This is a genomic window from Pseudarthrobacter sp. CCNWLW217 (assembly GCF_037203985.1).
GTDB lineage: Bacteria > Actinomycetota > Actinomycetes > Actinomycetales > Micrococcaceae > Arthrobacter.
Genome location: NZ_JBBCBT010000020.1, coordinates 1 through 13,517 on the forward strand (window position 1 = coordinate 1; position 13,517 = coordinate 13,517).

Here is a 13,517-nt window from a genome sequence, read left to right on the forward strand (position 1 = left end):
GCCTGCCGCAACCGCATCCGCGAAATCGCCGAAACCCGCGACGGCTTCACCGGCACCGCCCCCGTCATCGCCAACCCGACACCCATCAGATAAGCCCCGTTTTACCTACGACGAACGCCTCCCTTAACAAACAACCAGTCCGAACAGCCAAAGAAAGCCCCATGACAACGGAAACCGAAGCAACCCTGACCGCATCCCACACCCAGCCTGCCGCCGTCGTAATTTCCAGCGACGGCCCCCGGCAGGCGGGCCATTCGGCCGAGCCCCGAGGCGAGGCCAACCCCGCGCTGAAATCTGCCGGGCACGTGATTGTTGATTCGCTGGTGGCCCACGGTGTGGAACGCACCTACGTGGTTCCCGGTGAGAGCTTCCTGGATGTTTTGGACGGCCTGCACAACTCGGAGATTGAGACCATCGTGTGCCGGCACGAGGGCGGTGCCGCCTACATGGCCGAAGCGGACGGGAAAATGCACCAGCGCCCGGGCATAGCTATGGTGACCCGGGGGCCCGGCGCGGCCAACGCACATGTGGGGCTGCACACCGCATGGCAGGATTCCACTCCCATGCTGTTGTTCGTCGGCCTGATCCCCTTCGCGCACCGGGACCGCGAAGCGTTCCAGGAGTTCGACATCAAAGCCTGGTTCGATACCGGCGCGAAGCGCGTGATGGTCCTTGACCATGCGGAGCGGGCATCCGAGATCGTGGCCGAGGCGATGTTTGCGGCGATGAGCGGACGGCCCGGCCCGGTAGTGGTGGGCTTGCCGGAGGACATCATTCGGCAGCAGATTGAGCCGGCGTTGCACCCCGCCATCCCCGTGGCGGCCGGCGGCATGAGCAGCACCGACGCCGCTGCCCTCAAGGCTGCGCTGGCAGAGTCACGCAAGCCGCTGTTTGTCACCGGCGGCAACGACTGGACGCAAGAGGCGGCGGACCAGCTGACCGGATGGCTGGAGCGGCACCACATTCCGGCTGCAGCCGAATGGCGGACGCAGGGAACAGTCTCCTTCGATTCCCCCTCCTATGTGGGCCCGATCGGCTACGGCCGGCCCCGCCCCACTTACGACCTGCTTGAGGAAACGGACTTGCTCGTCTTTGTGGGGACGGTACCGGGCGATGTGATTACGGACGGGTTCCTCTGCCGGCAGGACTGGAACAAGAAGAACTTCCTGGTCACTGTGGACCCGTCGCTCCGTGGCCGGTCAGGGCCCGTTTCGCGGCAAATCCTGGCCAAGCCCGAGGCCTTTGTCCGCGACCTTGTGGGCATAGACCTGCCGGAGAACGAAGAGTGGAAGGCGTGGGCGGAGCGGATGCGCGGCGAGCAGGAGCGGTTTGCCGCGCTTCCTGCGGCGACGCCGACGGCGGGGCAGGCGAGGATGGACACCCTGATGGCGAACCTCGTGCCGAGGCTGCCGGAAGACTCGATGGTGACCTTCGGTGCGGGGGAGCACACCAACTGGGCCCACCGCTACTTCCCCACGCGCCGCTACGCCTCCATGATCAGCGCCCGTAACGGATCCATGGGCTACTCGGTCCCCTCAGCCATCGCGGCGTCGTTGGCCGAGCCCCAACGGCGTGTTGTCACGATCGCCGGGGACGGGGAGTTCCTCATGAACGGCCAGGAGCTGGCCACCGCGGCACAGTACGGTGCCACGCCGCTGGTGATCGTCATGGACAACCAGGAATACGGCACCATCCGCACCCATCAGGAGCGGCACTATCCCGCACGCGTGTCCGGAACCCAGCTGAAGAACCCGGACTTTGGCCTGATGGCCCGCGCCTTCGGCGGTTTCGGGGTCACTGTCACCGAAGACTGTGACATTCCGGCCGCACTGGACGCTGCCCTCGCGGCCATTGATGAGGACGGCGTCTTTGCCCTCATCCACCTCATTGTTGAACAGCGCGTCAAGGCTTACTGAGCGCAGCCTGAGCCAACAGCGGACGACGGCGGGACATCCCGCCGTCGTCCGCTGTTCTTTGGCCCCGGGTCTAGTGTCCAGGCGGCCAGCTGCGGCGCCTGCCAGTGTTCCCCGTCCAGTTATCTACGATCACCCGGAGGCAACTCGTTGTGCGCCCATCAGGCAGTGGCTGACCGTACAACGCACCATTCGTTGCCTTCCGGATCCTGCAGCACTTGGAAGGTACCCGCAGCAGTTACGTGGATAGTGCCCACTCTGACAGCTCCGAGAGCCTCGGCGGCGACGGAGGCTGCCGGCACGTCGTCAACATGCACATCAATATGGAGGCGGTTCTTCCCCTGCTTGGTCTCGGGCACTCGCTGGAAGGCCAGGCGGGTCCACCCCGGGGGATCGATGAAGGACCACGCATCGTTTCGATGTACTGGCTCGCCACCTAGGACCGAGGACCAGAACTCCGCGAGTGCGGCGGGCTCCCGGCAATCCACGACGACCTCATCAATGCGTCCAATCATTCCCCGAGCCTACCGCTGGACAACGTCGACATCATTGCGCACGACGCCTTCGGGTTCCACTCCCGGCCGCCTCGGTCCGCGCGATAACCTGGGCGTTGCGGCAATCAGGAGGGCAGCCACAGCCACGGCGGCGCTCAGGATCAGGCCCGGCCGGTACTGTTCCAGCATCGCGGCCGCATCAACGGCGGCACCGGCGTCGGGCGCATTACCGTGCCCGCTCACCATTGCCGTCGTAACGGCCAGCACCAGTGCGGCACCAACCTGGGTGCTGGTCTGGATCAGGCCCGCGGCCAGGCCTTGCTCGGCATCCCGGATGCCTGTGGTGGCCTGGACGTTGATGGACGGGAAGGCGAGGGCGAAGCCGACGCCCAGCAGCACGACGGACGGCAGGATATCGGTCACGTAATTCGGCGAGGTGCCCACGCGAAGGAACAGCACGTATCCGAGCGTCAACGCTGCCAGTCCGGTCAGGATCAGCCGCGGGGCGCCGAATCTCTCGATGAGCCGGTCCGCGAAGGGTGCGCTCGAGGCAACCAGCAGGCCCGCCGGGAGCAGCGCCAGGGCCATGCCAAGAGGGCTCCATCCCAGTACGGACTGCAGGTACAGCGTCAGGATGAACTGGAAACTCAGGTAGGAACCGAATAGCCCCACGGCACTGAGGTTGGCCCGGGCAACCCAGCCTTCCTTAAGGATGCTGAACCGGATCAGGGGGTGCCTGACGCGGTTTTCGATCACGGCGAACGCTGCCAGCACCGCCGCTGAGACTGCGAATCCGGCGATAGTTGCCACAGATCCCCAGCCGTTTTCCGGTGCCGCTACCAGCGTGTAGACCAGGCCCAGCATGCCGGCCGCGAGCGTGATGGCGCCCCAGACGTCATGCCCGCTCTGTTGCTCTCCGTCTACCGCCTGGCCTGCGGTTCTGTCCCGCGGTATGTACTTCAGGCCAAGGATCACGACGGCGACTGCCACCGGAACGGAGACCAGGAAGGTCCAGCGCCAGCTCAGGGAGGTCATGAGGCCTCCCACAACAAGGCCGAGGGAGAATCCGCTGGCGCCGAACGTGGTGAAGATGGACAGGGCGCGGTTGCGTTCGCGCCCCTCGGCGAAGTTGGTGGTGATGATCGAGAAGGCAGCGGGGGCAGTGAATGCTGCTGCCAGGCCCTTGATGAAGCGGGTGGCGATCAGCAGGGCAGGGTCATCCACCAGCCCGCCGAGCAGGGATGCTGCGGCGAAGACGCTGAGGGCAATCAGGAAGATGCGCCGGCGGCCGAGCAGGTCCGCCATCCGTCCGCCCAGCAGCAGCAGGCTCCCGTAGCCGAGCACATAGGCGGAGACGATCCACTGGAGGGATTCGGTTCCGAGATGAAGTTCGGTGCCGATCGAGGGCAGGGCCACGCCGACCATGGAGACGTCCAGTGCGTCGAGTGCCAGGACGGTGCACAGGACCAGGAGGAGCATCCATTGTGCGCGGGTCCAGCGCACAGCTGTAAGCCGGTCTCCGGCTGATCTTTCAAGGGTGGAGGTTGAAGTCATGGCTACAACTTATATGACGCGTCATTGAATGACAAGGAATATTATGACGTGGACTTTTTGATTGGCTGTGAACTAGAATCGCTGCATGGCAAAACCGCAGGACCAACAGCTGGTTGAGCAATGGCGCAGCATCCAGACCACGTACTTCCACACCGCCGGGGCGCTGGAGCGTGCGTTGGAGGCGAAGTTCAGCATTGGCCTGACAGAGTTTGAAATCCTGGATCTCGTGGCCGAAAACACCGACGAGGCCTGCCGGATGAAGCAACTTGGTGAGCGCACGCCCATGACCCAGAGCGCCATGTCCAAGGTGGTGGACCGGCTCGATAAAGCCGGGCTCATTTCCCGCCACTCCTGCGAAGATGATCGGCGCTCACTGTTCCTGGAACTCACCGACGCCGGCCGGGCGCTCCACCGGGAGGCCGCCGTCGAACACCGCGCCCTGCTGAGGGAAAACCTGGCCAAGGACTAGGCGTCCGTCGCCGGTCGAAAGTCGCCGGTCGAAAAGAGACGAATTACCGCCGGTGCGCAAGCCGCAAATACGCCGCAATCAGGCGGGCTAGTAGGACAGTGGCGGCGGGTTCAGCGACATGATGAAGAATATGATGCCGAACGCGCCGGGAAATGCCAGGATCGCGACCGAAATGATGCTGAGGATCCGCGCAGGGCTGTCCAGTTTTGAGGCCGGGCGCTTCAGGAAGGCCAGGACCACTGCGATCACGCTCAGGACGATCAGGAAAGCGCACGCGTAGAGCACCAGGAAGAAAGCCCCAAAACCTTCTGGGCCAGTCTGGCTGAAGAGAAATCCCAGAAACGGGATGAGTACGACAAAAGGCACAGTGGCCAGGATGATCGATGTAAGACGCATGATTCCCCCGAATTCTTAGCAGTCCTCACACACTCTATTCCCTGCCCGACTTTCGCTTCGCCGTCGTCATATCCCAGCGGCTGGCTACGCCGGCGCCAGCGCCCGCACCGAGTTTCGCTCCACGGTGGGGCAGTAGATCTTCTCCGGCCCGCTGGACTGTGGTTCGTCCAGGCCCAGCAGCATCCTGACTCCGGCGGCGCCCAGTTCGTAGTGGGGGAGGGACACGGTGGAGAGGGGAGGCCGCAGGTGGGCAGCGATCACTTCCTGGTTGTCGAATCCCACCACTGCTATGTCGTCGGGGATGGAGAGGCCTTGCTCGCGCAGCCCGTCGTACAGCCCCATCGCCATTCGGTCGTTGTAGCAGTACACGGCCGTGACGTCGCGTTTGAGGAGTGCCTCGGTTGCTCCGTACCCGCCTTCCTGGTCTGGGTAGGCCTCCATGACCAGGTCCTCGTCGAATGTGATGCCTTCAGCTTCCAGCGCTTCCCTGTAGCCCTGGAGCCTGCCGTCCTTCGCCGGGGCGGGGATGGTGGCGTTGATGAACGCGATCCGGCGGTGGCCGTGCTTCAGCAGGACCTCTGTGGCTGAGCGGCCGCCCTGCACTTCGTCCGGGACCACAGCCCGGGCGCCCGGTTCTTCGGCAAAGCAGTTGACCAGCACGAAGTCCGATTCACGGAGTGAGTCCGGAACGTCTGTGGGCCGGTGGAACCATGTGGAGTAGAGGATGCCGCGGACCTTGTACTCGAGCATCATGGCGATCGCGTCGGTCTCAAGCTCGCGGTTGCCTTCGGTGTTGGCGATGAGGAGGGCGTAGCCATGTTTCCAGGCTTCGTCCTGGGCGCCGTGGATGATCTGGCCTGCGAACGGGGTGGTGGCGATCGCGTCGGCGACCAGTCCAATGAACCTGGAACTGCCGCTGACCAGGTTTTGGGCCATGGCGTTGGGCCGGTAGCCCAGGTCACGGATCGCCTCGCGTACCCGTTTGCGGGTTTCGTCGGAAATCCTGGCGGCCTTTTTCTTGTTCACAACAAGGGAAACAGTGGCTGTGGAGACGCCTGCGGCTTCGGCTACCTGGCGCAGGGTGACGGGCTGGGCACGGCGGGCCTGCTGTAAGGGGGCAGCCGCCGACGGCGTACCCGAAGTGTTCTCCTGCGAAATCATCTGCCCTCCGTCAGGAGTATATCGGCCTGTCATCCCTTGCTCGCCCCGCTTTCCAGGCCCTGGATCATTGCCTTGTTGAGGACGAGGAAGACCAGGAGCAGGGGTGTGATGGTGACGCAGACGGCGGCGAAAGTGGCCGTCCAGTCCGTTTTGCCCATCGCGCCGATATAGTTCTGCAGGCCCAGCGGGATGGTCTTCAGCTCCTCGGAGAGGACGAACGTGTTGGCGAAGATGAAGTCGTTCCAGATGAAGATGCTGTTGACCAGCACCACGGTCACCACAGTGTTGAGCGAAAGGGGCAGAGTGATCAGCCCGAAGATGCGGTACGGCCCGGCACCGTCCAATGACGCAGCCTCATACGTTTCCCGGGGGATGTACTCAAAGAATGAAGAAAACAGATAGATCGACATCGGCAGGGCGAAGCCGGCCAGGGGAATGATCATCGAGGGGTAGGTGTCGAGCAGGTTGATGCTGGAGTAGTCGATGAAGAGCGGCACGAGTGCGATCTGCACCGGCACGATGATGCCGATCAGGAACAGGCTGCGGACGATCTTGCTGAACCGGAAGCCGAGGACCTGCAGGGCGTACGCGGCCATCATGCCAAGCAGCACGATCAGCAGGTTGGCGCCCATCGTGACGATGAAACTGTTCAGGATATTCATTCCGAGGTTGCCGGTCTCGAAGGCGCGGGCGTAGTTCTCGAACGTGATTGCCTTGGGAAGCGCGAAGGGGTCGCCGGTCGCGAAGTCGTGTTCGGTGCGCAGGCTGGTGATGAACAGCCAGGCCAGGGGATAGACCTGCACGATGACGATGAGGGCGATGATCACCCTCGAGAGGGTGCCGTGGAGGCTGGGCGGCCGCCGTCTGCGAAGCGGCGGCCCGCTCTCTGATGGCGCTGCCACGGGCCGGGTAACTGGAGCTGCTGGCGCGGTCATGCGTCCGCCTTTCGTTTGAGCATGAAGAGGATGAGTCCGACGGCCACCAGGCACTCGATGACGATGAAGACGGCGATGGTACTTGCGTAGCCGAAGTCGGTACTGGTGAATGCCGTCTTGTACATGTATGTGGTCAGCAGCTCCGAGGACTGTCCGGGGCCGCCGTTGGTCATGAGGTACGGGATATCGAATCCGCGCAGGCCGTAGGTCGTCGCCATGATCGTGGTGGTGATCCAGACGGGCATGATGTGGGGGAAGCGGATCTTGGTGAAGAGCTGCCACCGGGAGGCGCCGTCCAGGCGGGCGGCTTCCTCAAGTTCCTGCGGGACGGACAGCAGGGCCGCATAGATGATGAGCATGTAGAGTCCGGTGAACCGCCAGCCCTCAGGGGCTGACACGGCAGCGAGCACGGTGTTGATGTCCGAGAGCCAGGGGCGTTCAAGGGCGCCGAGGCCGATCCAGTTCAGGAGCTGGTTGAGGAGGCCCACCGGTTCGATCGAGTAGATCCGCACGAAGAGGAACGCGATGGCCACCGTGGAGATCACCGCCGGCAGGAGATAGAGCGTTTTGATCAGCTCGCGGCCGCGTCGCATCGACGTGAGGAGGCTAGCGACAAGCAGCGCGCCACCGAGCTGCAGGACGAGGCAGATGGCGAGATAACCGAGGGCGTTGAAGAAGGAGCGCCAGAAGATGTCGTCTGCGGTGAGCATCCGGACGTAGTTTTCGAGCCCCACGAACTCCATATCGCTGATGCCGTTCCAGGAAAAGAAGCTCAGGAAAAGCGACTGCAGGATGGGGAACAGTACGGCGACGCCGTACAGCAGCAGGGGTGGGAGCAGGAAGACCAGGACTGAGAGTCGTGACCTGTTGGGAAGCATGGCTGGGCCTTTCGGGTGGGGGCCGAAGCCCCCACCGCTGTGATTACTTGAAGAACTTCGGGGCGTTCTGCGCGATGGTGCTGTCCATCGTGCTGGTGAACTGTTCGGGGGTGATGTTGCCCTGGACGAGGAGGACGAGCTCCTGCTGCAGCCTGCCGTTGGTGGTCGGGTCGAGCTGGGTGTCCCATGGCATGGCCTGCTTGTCCCCGAGGTCGTTGGCCATCTCCAGGGCCTTCTTGTACAGCGGGGTTGCGTTCGCCGGAACGGCGGTCTCAACGTTGGTGGTCGGAGAAAGCGCACCGGTGGCTGCGTACTCGGACGGGTACTTCGCCAGGGCAAACTTCAGGAAGTCGCTCACGAGCGGGTCGTACGTCTTGGCGTTGACCGCCATTCCAATGCCCGACGGCGAGACGAACTCGTTTGCCGCGGTGACGGATCCGTCGGTGGTTGGCAGGGTGAAGAAATCGATGTCATCGCGGACGGCAGGATTCAGCTTGTCAGTTGCCAGGCTTGGCAGCTCCCAGGTACCGATGTTGTACATCGCGGCCTGGCCTGAAGTGAACTGGTTCTGTGCATCGGAGTACCCCTGGGAGGAGAAGCCGTCCTGGAAGCACTTGGCCTTGCCAAGCGCAGCCAGCCATTCGACGGTCTTTTGGCCTGCCGGGTCGGTAAATTTGGCTTCGCCCTTCTTGAGCTTCTGGATGAACTCCGGCCCGGCTTCACGGAACGGCTGGTAGGCAACATACCTTTCCAGCGGCCACTGGTCCTGGCCGTCGATGGCGATGGGGGTGATGCCGGCTTCGCGCAGGGCCGTGCACATGGCGGGGATGTCATCGAGTGACTTCGGAGCAGACACGCCGGCCTTCTGCAGGAGTGCCTTGTTGTACCAAATGAATTCCAGCTCGAACTGGAACGGGATCATGTGCAGGGACCCGTCGTCGAAACGCTGGTAATCCAGTGCGCTGGGCCGGTAGTCGTCATAGACGTCCAGGGACTTGAGCAGCTTTTCGGCGTCGACCATTTTGCCTTGCTTCGCCAACTGCTGGGCGAAGGGAGTGGCGTCGGTGTCGAAGAGTTCGGGAAGCTTGTTCGCGGCGGCGAGGGTCTCGAGTTTCTGGATGTAGGAGGGCCGGTCCGGGGTAGTGATCAGGTTGAGCGCGAAGCCCGGGTGGTCCTGGGCGTAGTCCTCGGCGAGCTTCTTCATGATGTTGATGACGGCGCCGTCGGCTGGCCGGGAGAGCAACCACGAGATTTCCCGTGGCTTGACCTCTCCGGTGGGACTGACGTTGGAAGGGTCAGTGGTTCCTCCGCCGCCGCATCCTGCGAGGGCGATGGCAGCGGCAGCAGCCACGGCGGCCGTGAATAGCTTTTTCATAAAAATCTCCTTTGATTCGGGTGAAAGCAGTGCGGGTGTTTAGTTGTCTGTGCGCTTGCGTATGTGAAGGTCGGTAAGGGTGGCGGACCCTTCGCCGGTGAAGACGCCGATCCGTCCCGCCGGGAGGTCGTAGATCCTGGTGCTGAGGGCCACCTGACGGTCCAGGACGGCTACGCACAGGTCCCCCTCCACGATGAGTTCGAGGGTGTGTTCACCGGGAGCCAGGTCGCAGGCACGTTCGAGTTCGATCTCGAACGGAACGTCCCCGGAGACATGCCATTGCGCGTCGCCGGTGACTTTCCGGGGCCACCGGTCGAACACCATGCGGCCGCGCTTCGGTTCAAGGCGGAGAACGTAGGATTGGTCCCCGTCCTGGCTTGAGCGCAGCAATAGCCCGCATTCGGTGGTGCCGGGTTCGATGTCCAGTACCGCCGTGGCGTAGAACTGAGCGGGCAGTACTTCGTCGGTGATGGTGGCGGCATATCCGTCCGGCGCCTCCAGCCGTGCGGGCAGTTCCTTGTTTAGCGATACCGGCACGTCATCCCAGAAGCTGTCCACGAGTTCGTCGGTGAAGCCGAATCCCAGCGTTCCGTCGGTGTTTTGCCGGGCTTCCAGGACCGACATGGTGCCGGCCCACTGCCAGGGCCCGTCGTCGGAATTGCCTTCCTTGCTGGCGATCCAGCCGAAGAAGAAACGGCGTCCATCGCGCTCCGCGGTCTTGGATGCATAGAACGCACGGCCGTCCACCGAGTCCAGGTTTGGTACTGTCCATGGGCCGTCGGGGCTTTTGGCCATGCGGTAGCGGGTGGTGAATGATTCGGAGAACTCCGAGTAGACCATGTACCACCAGTCGCCCCACGCGAAGACGTCCGGGCATTCATGGGTGATGTAGCGCCGGGGGTCCCAGAACGGTTCAGTGTGCTGCCACGTCAGCAGGTCGTCGGAGACGCACTGGGCAATGACACCCCGACGGCGTTCGGGGCCCGCGGAGTGCCGGGCAGCCAAAAGCATCCGCCACTGGCCTGCGGCCTCGTCCCGGAAGACGAAGGGGTCCCGCCAGTCGCCGGACTCGTAGCCGTCCGGGGCACCGAAGGTCAGTTCCGGGTGCTTCACCCACGTCTGCATGCCATCGGTGCTCGTGGCTTGCATCACGAGCTGAAGAGGCGCGCCGTCCGGTCCAAGGTTGCGCGGATTCTGACCCGTGTAGAACAAACGGTGGATGCCGTCCGCGTCGACGACGACACTGCCCGTGTAGGCGTTGAAGTCCGGGTCCGTTTCGCTTCCGTGTTGGAGTGAGACGCCCTGGTCCTCAAACTGGGTGAGGTCTTTGGTGGTGACCAGGTTCCAGGAGGTTCCCGGCTTCGGGTCTGCGCGGACCTCGTGCAGGTAGAAGAGCCAGAACTCCCCGTCCTTCTCGAAGGGGATGAGGTCTCCCACCCAGCCGTCGGCGGGTTTGAAAAAAACTGAGCGATTCATCGGCTCTGATGTCCAATCTGCTAAAGCGTTTAATCACCATCAGCATAAGTGTGCTGGCTCACATGATCAAGCGTTTTAGCAAACTTTATCCGGCGGCCTATAAATGGTGGCTCTTGACAGGAAAGCTGAGCGCACTCATAATTGAGTGTATTCAGTTATCTAAGCCAGCAAGGAGCAGGAAGCATGAGAGCGTTCGTCGTCAAGAAGTACAAGGCTCCGCTGCAGGAGGCGGATGTCCCGGAGCCCACCGTGGGGGAGCAGGATGTGCTGTTGAAGGTGCAGGCCGCGGGTCTCAATGTCCTTGATGAGAAGATCCGGGCGGGCGAGTTCAAGCTGATCCTGCCGTACCGGCTTCCTTTGATCGCCGGAAACGATGTTGCCGGAACCGTCATCCGTGTCGGTTCGAAAGTTCGCTCTTTCAAGGTTGGCGACGAGGTTTACGGACGTCCGGCCCAGGACCGCATCGGCACGTTCGCGGAGCGAATCGCCGTTGCGGAGGCCGATCTGGCTCTTAAGCCGGCATCGGTCAGCATGGAGGAGGCGGGCTCGCTTCCACTGGTCGCACTGACCGCGTGGCAGGCGCTCGTCGAGCGAGGCAACGTGAGGCCCGGCCAGAAGGTCCTCATCCACGCCGGCGCCGGGGGCGTCGGATCGATTGCCATCCAACTCGCCAAGCACCTCGGCGCAACCGTGGCAACCACAGCAAGTGCCTCGAATATCGATTTCGTGCGCGAGCTCGGCGCCGACACCGTCGTTGACTACCGCAGCCAAGACTTCGAACAGCTCCTGAGCGGCTACGACTTGGTGCTGGACAGTCTCGGCGGCAAAAACCTCGAAAAGTCCCTGCGCGTGCTCAAGCCCGGCGGCAAAGCCATCGGGATTGTTGGACCTCCAGACCCGGCTTTTGCCCGCGAAGCCGGCCTGAATCCAGTTATGCGCCTGGCCGTCAGGGGCCTGAGTGCAGGCATCCGACGCCAAGCCCGGAATCTGGGCGTCAGCTACGAATTCCTGTTCATGCGCGCCAGCGGCGACCAGTTGCGCCAGATCACAGCCCTCATCGACACTGGAGCGCTGCGCCCCATTGTTGGACGGGTTTTCCCCTTCGACCAGACCGTCCAGGCTGTCCACGGCCTGGAAAAGGGCGGCATTCGCGGCAAGGCCGTCATCAGCATCCCCTGAGCAGAAAACCGGGCAGCGGAACCATCCTCTGCTTCGCCAGATGAGCAACAACACAACATAGGAGAAGCATCATGATCAGGCACGACACCTTGAACGAACCCGTCATCACGTCCTACGCCAAAGCGCCGTCCCGCATCATCAGAGCCGGCGGCGTCAATTACGCCTACCGGGAGCTTGGGCCCAAGGGCGGCATCCCCGTCGTCTTCTTCGTCCACCTAGCGGCAACCCTGGATAACTGGGATCCACGCATCGTGGACGCCATTGCGAAGAACCACCATGTGGTCACCTTCGATAACCAGGGTGTGGGCGCCTCCTCGGGCCAGGTGCCCGACAGTATCGAGGCGATGGCGGATGATGCCTACAACTTCATCGAGGCGCTCGGATTTGGGAAAATCGACATCTTCTCCTTCTCACTCGGCGGCATGATTGCCCAGGCCCTGGTGCTCAAGCACGCGGACCTCGTGCGCAAGCTTGTCCTCACCGGCACCGGTCCTAAGGGCGGCAAGGACATGGACAAGGTAGTCGGGACCACCTACTACGACATCATCCGCGCCGCCCTTACCCGGTCCGACCCCAAGGAGTTCCTGTTCTTCAACCGCGACGCAGCGGGCAAGCGGGCCGCGAAGGAATTCCTGGCGCGACTGGAGGAGCGCACCGCCGACCGCGATCTCCCGATCAAAGTCAGGGCATTCCAGACTCAGCTGGAGGCCATCAAGAAGTGGGGGCGGGGGGCGCCGGCAGACCTTTCGAAGATCACCCATCCCACCCTGATCGCCAACGGGGACAATGACCGGATGGTGCCATCGGTCCTCTCCGAGGACCTGCACCGACGCATCAACGGCTCCGAATTGATCATCTACCCCGGTTCAGGCCACGGAGGTATCTTCCAGTTCCACGACAAGTTCGCACCGGTAGCGGCAGAGTTCCTCGCCCGCTGATCTATCGTTGCGACGGAGCCGTCTTCAGATGCCATGCGAAGATGAGAGCAGTATCTGAGCAGCAGCACTAGTGACGGTGTTCGCAACTGAGTCCAGTCAGATTTGTTCCCGGAAGGTAGCCATGTCGCTCGCATCCAAGTCCGTCGGTCGGCGCGAACGCAATAAGCAGGAGAAGCTTGACCGCATCACCGCTGCCGCGAGAGAGCTCTTCTCAGTTCATGGCGTCGACGAAGTCACCACCCAGCAGATCGCCGACAAAGCTGACATCGGTACCGGCACGCTGTTCCTCTATGCCAAGACCAAGGGCGAGTTGCTCCTCCTCGTCCAGAATTCCGGTTATGCTGATGCACTTGCTCGCGGCCGGGCGGCGGCGGAGAAGCTACCGGATGTGCTTGATGCGGTGATGGCCATTGTGCGGCCGGTCGTGGAATGCAACCGCGCACAGGTCGATAACGGGCGGACCTACCTTCGGGAAATGGTGTTCGGAGACCCCGAAGAACCTCACCACCGGGACGCACTTGCCCTCTCGGTGCAAACTGAGCAAGCTATCGTCGCGATCCTGCTGCGCGATGAGAGGGTCACCGAAACCCAGGCGACGGCGCGGGCGCACATCGTCTCCGCCATTATGTTTGTCAGCATGGCAGTCGCCGCCAACATCGACCGCACCGTCGATGACCTTGTGCAGGACATCAGGAACCAGGCCGAGGTCCTCCTGAGTCCAGGAGGGGCCTAAGCAGCTACGCTGGCGG

At 62.9% G+C, this 13,517-nt stretch carries 13 protein-coding genes; 5 read left to right on the top strand and 8 right to left on the bottom strand.

Translation table 11 applies throughout. The features are described from left to right. Positions 1–161 precede the first annotated feature (161 nt). The gene (locus tag V9L18_RS19045) at positions 162–1,916 is read left to right on the top strand and encodes a thiamine pyrophosphate-dependent enzyme (RefSeq protein WP_337348722.1); all 1,755 of its coding nucleotides are present in this window, start codon (positions 162–164) and stop codon (positions 1,914–1,916) included. Positions 1,917–2,074: 158 nt separating this feature from the next. On the opposite strand, the gene V9L18_RS19050 is transcribed toward V9L18_RS19045, so the two are convergent. Together V9L18_RS19050 and V9L18_RS19055 are read right to left on the bottom strand one after the other, a co-directional pair. After that, complete coding sequence (locus tag V9L18_RS19050) at positions 2,075–2,428, bottom strand: VOC family protein (RefSeq protein ID WP_337348723.1); 354 nt, start codon at positions 2,426–2,428, stop codon at positions 2,075–2,077. A gap of 9 nt (positions 2,429–2,437) precedes the next feature. After that, the gene (locus V9L18_RS19055; protein WP_337348724.1) at positions 2,438–3,961 is read right to left on the bottom strand and encodes an MFS transporter; all 1,524 of its coding nucleotides are present in this window, start codon (positions 3,959–3,961) and stop codon (positions 2,438–2,440) included. Positions 3,962–4,046: 85 nt separating this feature from the next. On the opposite strand from V9L18_RS19055, the gene V9L18_RS19060 reads away from it, so the two are divergent. After that, complete coding sequence (locus tag V9L18_RS19060) at positions 4,047–4,430, top strand: MarR family winged helix-turn-helix transcriptional regulator (protein WP_337348725.1); 384 nt, start codon at positions 4,047–4,049, stop codon at positions 4,428–4,430. Between the two features lie 87 nt (positions 4,431–4,517). Here V9L18_RS19060 and V9L18_RS19065 read toward each other — a convergent pair whose 3' ends face one another. From V9L18_RS19065 to V9L18_RS19090, 6 genes are all read right to left on the bottom strand, one after another. After that, entirely contained in the window at positions 4,518–4,826 is a 309-nt protein-coding gene (locus V9L18_RS19065; RefSeq protein WP_337348726.1) for a hypothetical protein, read from the bottom strand. 84 nt (positions 4,827–4,910) lie between these two features. Next, positions 4,911–5,987 carry a LacI family DNA-binding transcriptional regulator gene (locus V9L18_RS19070; protein ID WP_337348727.1) on the bottom strand — a complete coding sequence of 359 codons (1,077 nt, stop codon included), beginning with the start codon at positions 5,985–5,987 and terminating at the stop codon, positions 4,911–4,913. A 29-nt stretch (positions 5,988–6,016) separates the two neighbouring features. After that, complete coding sequence (locus V9L18_RS19075) at positions 6,017–6,922, bottom strand: carbohydrate ABC transporter permease (RefSeq protein WP_337348728.1); 906 nt, start codon at positions 6,920–6,922, stop codon at positions 6,017–6,019. Then, entirely contained in the window at positions 6,919–7,800 is an 882-nt protein-coding gene (locus V9L18_RS19080; RefSeq protein ID WP_337348729.1) for a carbohydrate ABC transporter permease, read from the bottom strand. The genes V9L18_RS19075 and V9L18_RS19080 overlap by 4 nt, the downstream gene beginning before the upstream one ends. A gap of 43 nt (positions 7,801–7,843) precedes the next feature. After that, positions 7,844–9,175: an ABC transporter substrate-binding protein gene (locus V9L18_RS19085; RefSeq protein ID WP_337348730.1), complete on the bottom strand. Its 1,332-nt coding sequence runs from the start codon at positions 9,173–9,175 to the stop codon at positions 7,844–7,846. Positions 9,176–9,214: 39 nt separating this feature from the next. Further along, positions 9,215–10,651 carry a glycoside hydrolase gene (locus tag V9L18_RS19090; RefSeq protein WP_337348731.1) on the bottom strand — a complete coding sequence of 479 codons (1,437 nt, stop codon included), beginning with the start codon at positions 10,649–10,651 and terminating at the stop codon, positions 9,215–9,217. Positions 10,652–10,834: 183 nt separating this feature from the next. On the opposite strand from V9L18_RS19090, the gene V9L18_RS19095 reads away from it, so the two are divergent. The 3 genes from V9L18_RS19095 to V9L18_RS19105 all read left to right on the top strand — a co-directional run bounded on the left by V9L18_RS19095 (position 10,835) and on the right by V9L18_RS19105 (position 13,501). Next, the gene (locus V9L18_RS19095) at positions 10,835–11,830 is read left to right on the top strand and encodes an NADP-dependent oxidoreductase (protein ID WP_337348732.1); all 996 of its coding nucleotides are present in this window, start codon (positions 10,835–10,837) and stop codon (positions 11,828–11,830) included. A 71-nt stretch (positions 11,831–11,901) separates the two neighbouring features. Further along, entirely contained in the window at positions 11,902–12,768 is an 867-nt protein-coding gene (locus V9L18_RS19100; protein WP_337348733.1) for an alpha/beta fold hydrolase, read from the top strand. Positions 12,769–12,889: 121 nt separating this feature from the next. Beyond that, on the top strand, positions 12,890–13,501 hold the full coding sequence (locus tag V9L18_RS19105; protein ID WP_337348734.1) for a TetR/AcrR family transcriptional regulator: 612 nt from the start codon (positions 12,890–12,892) through the stop codon (positions 13,499–13,501). The last annotated feature ends 16 nt before the right edge of the window (positions 13,502–13,517 follow it).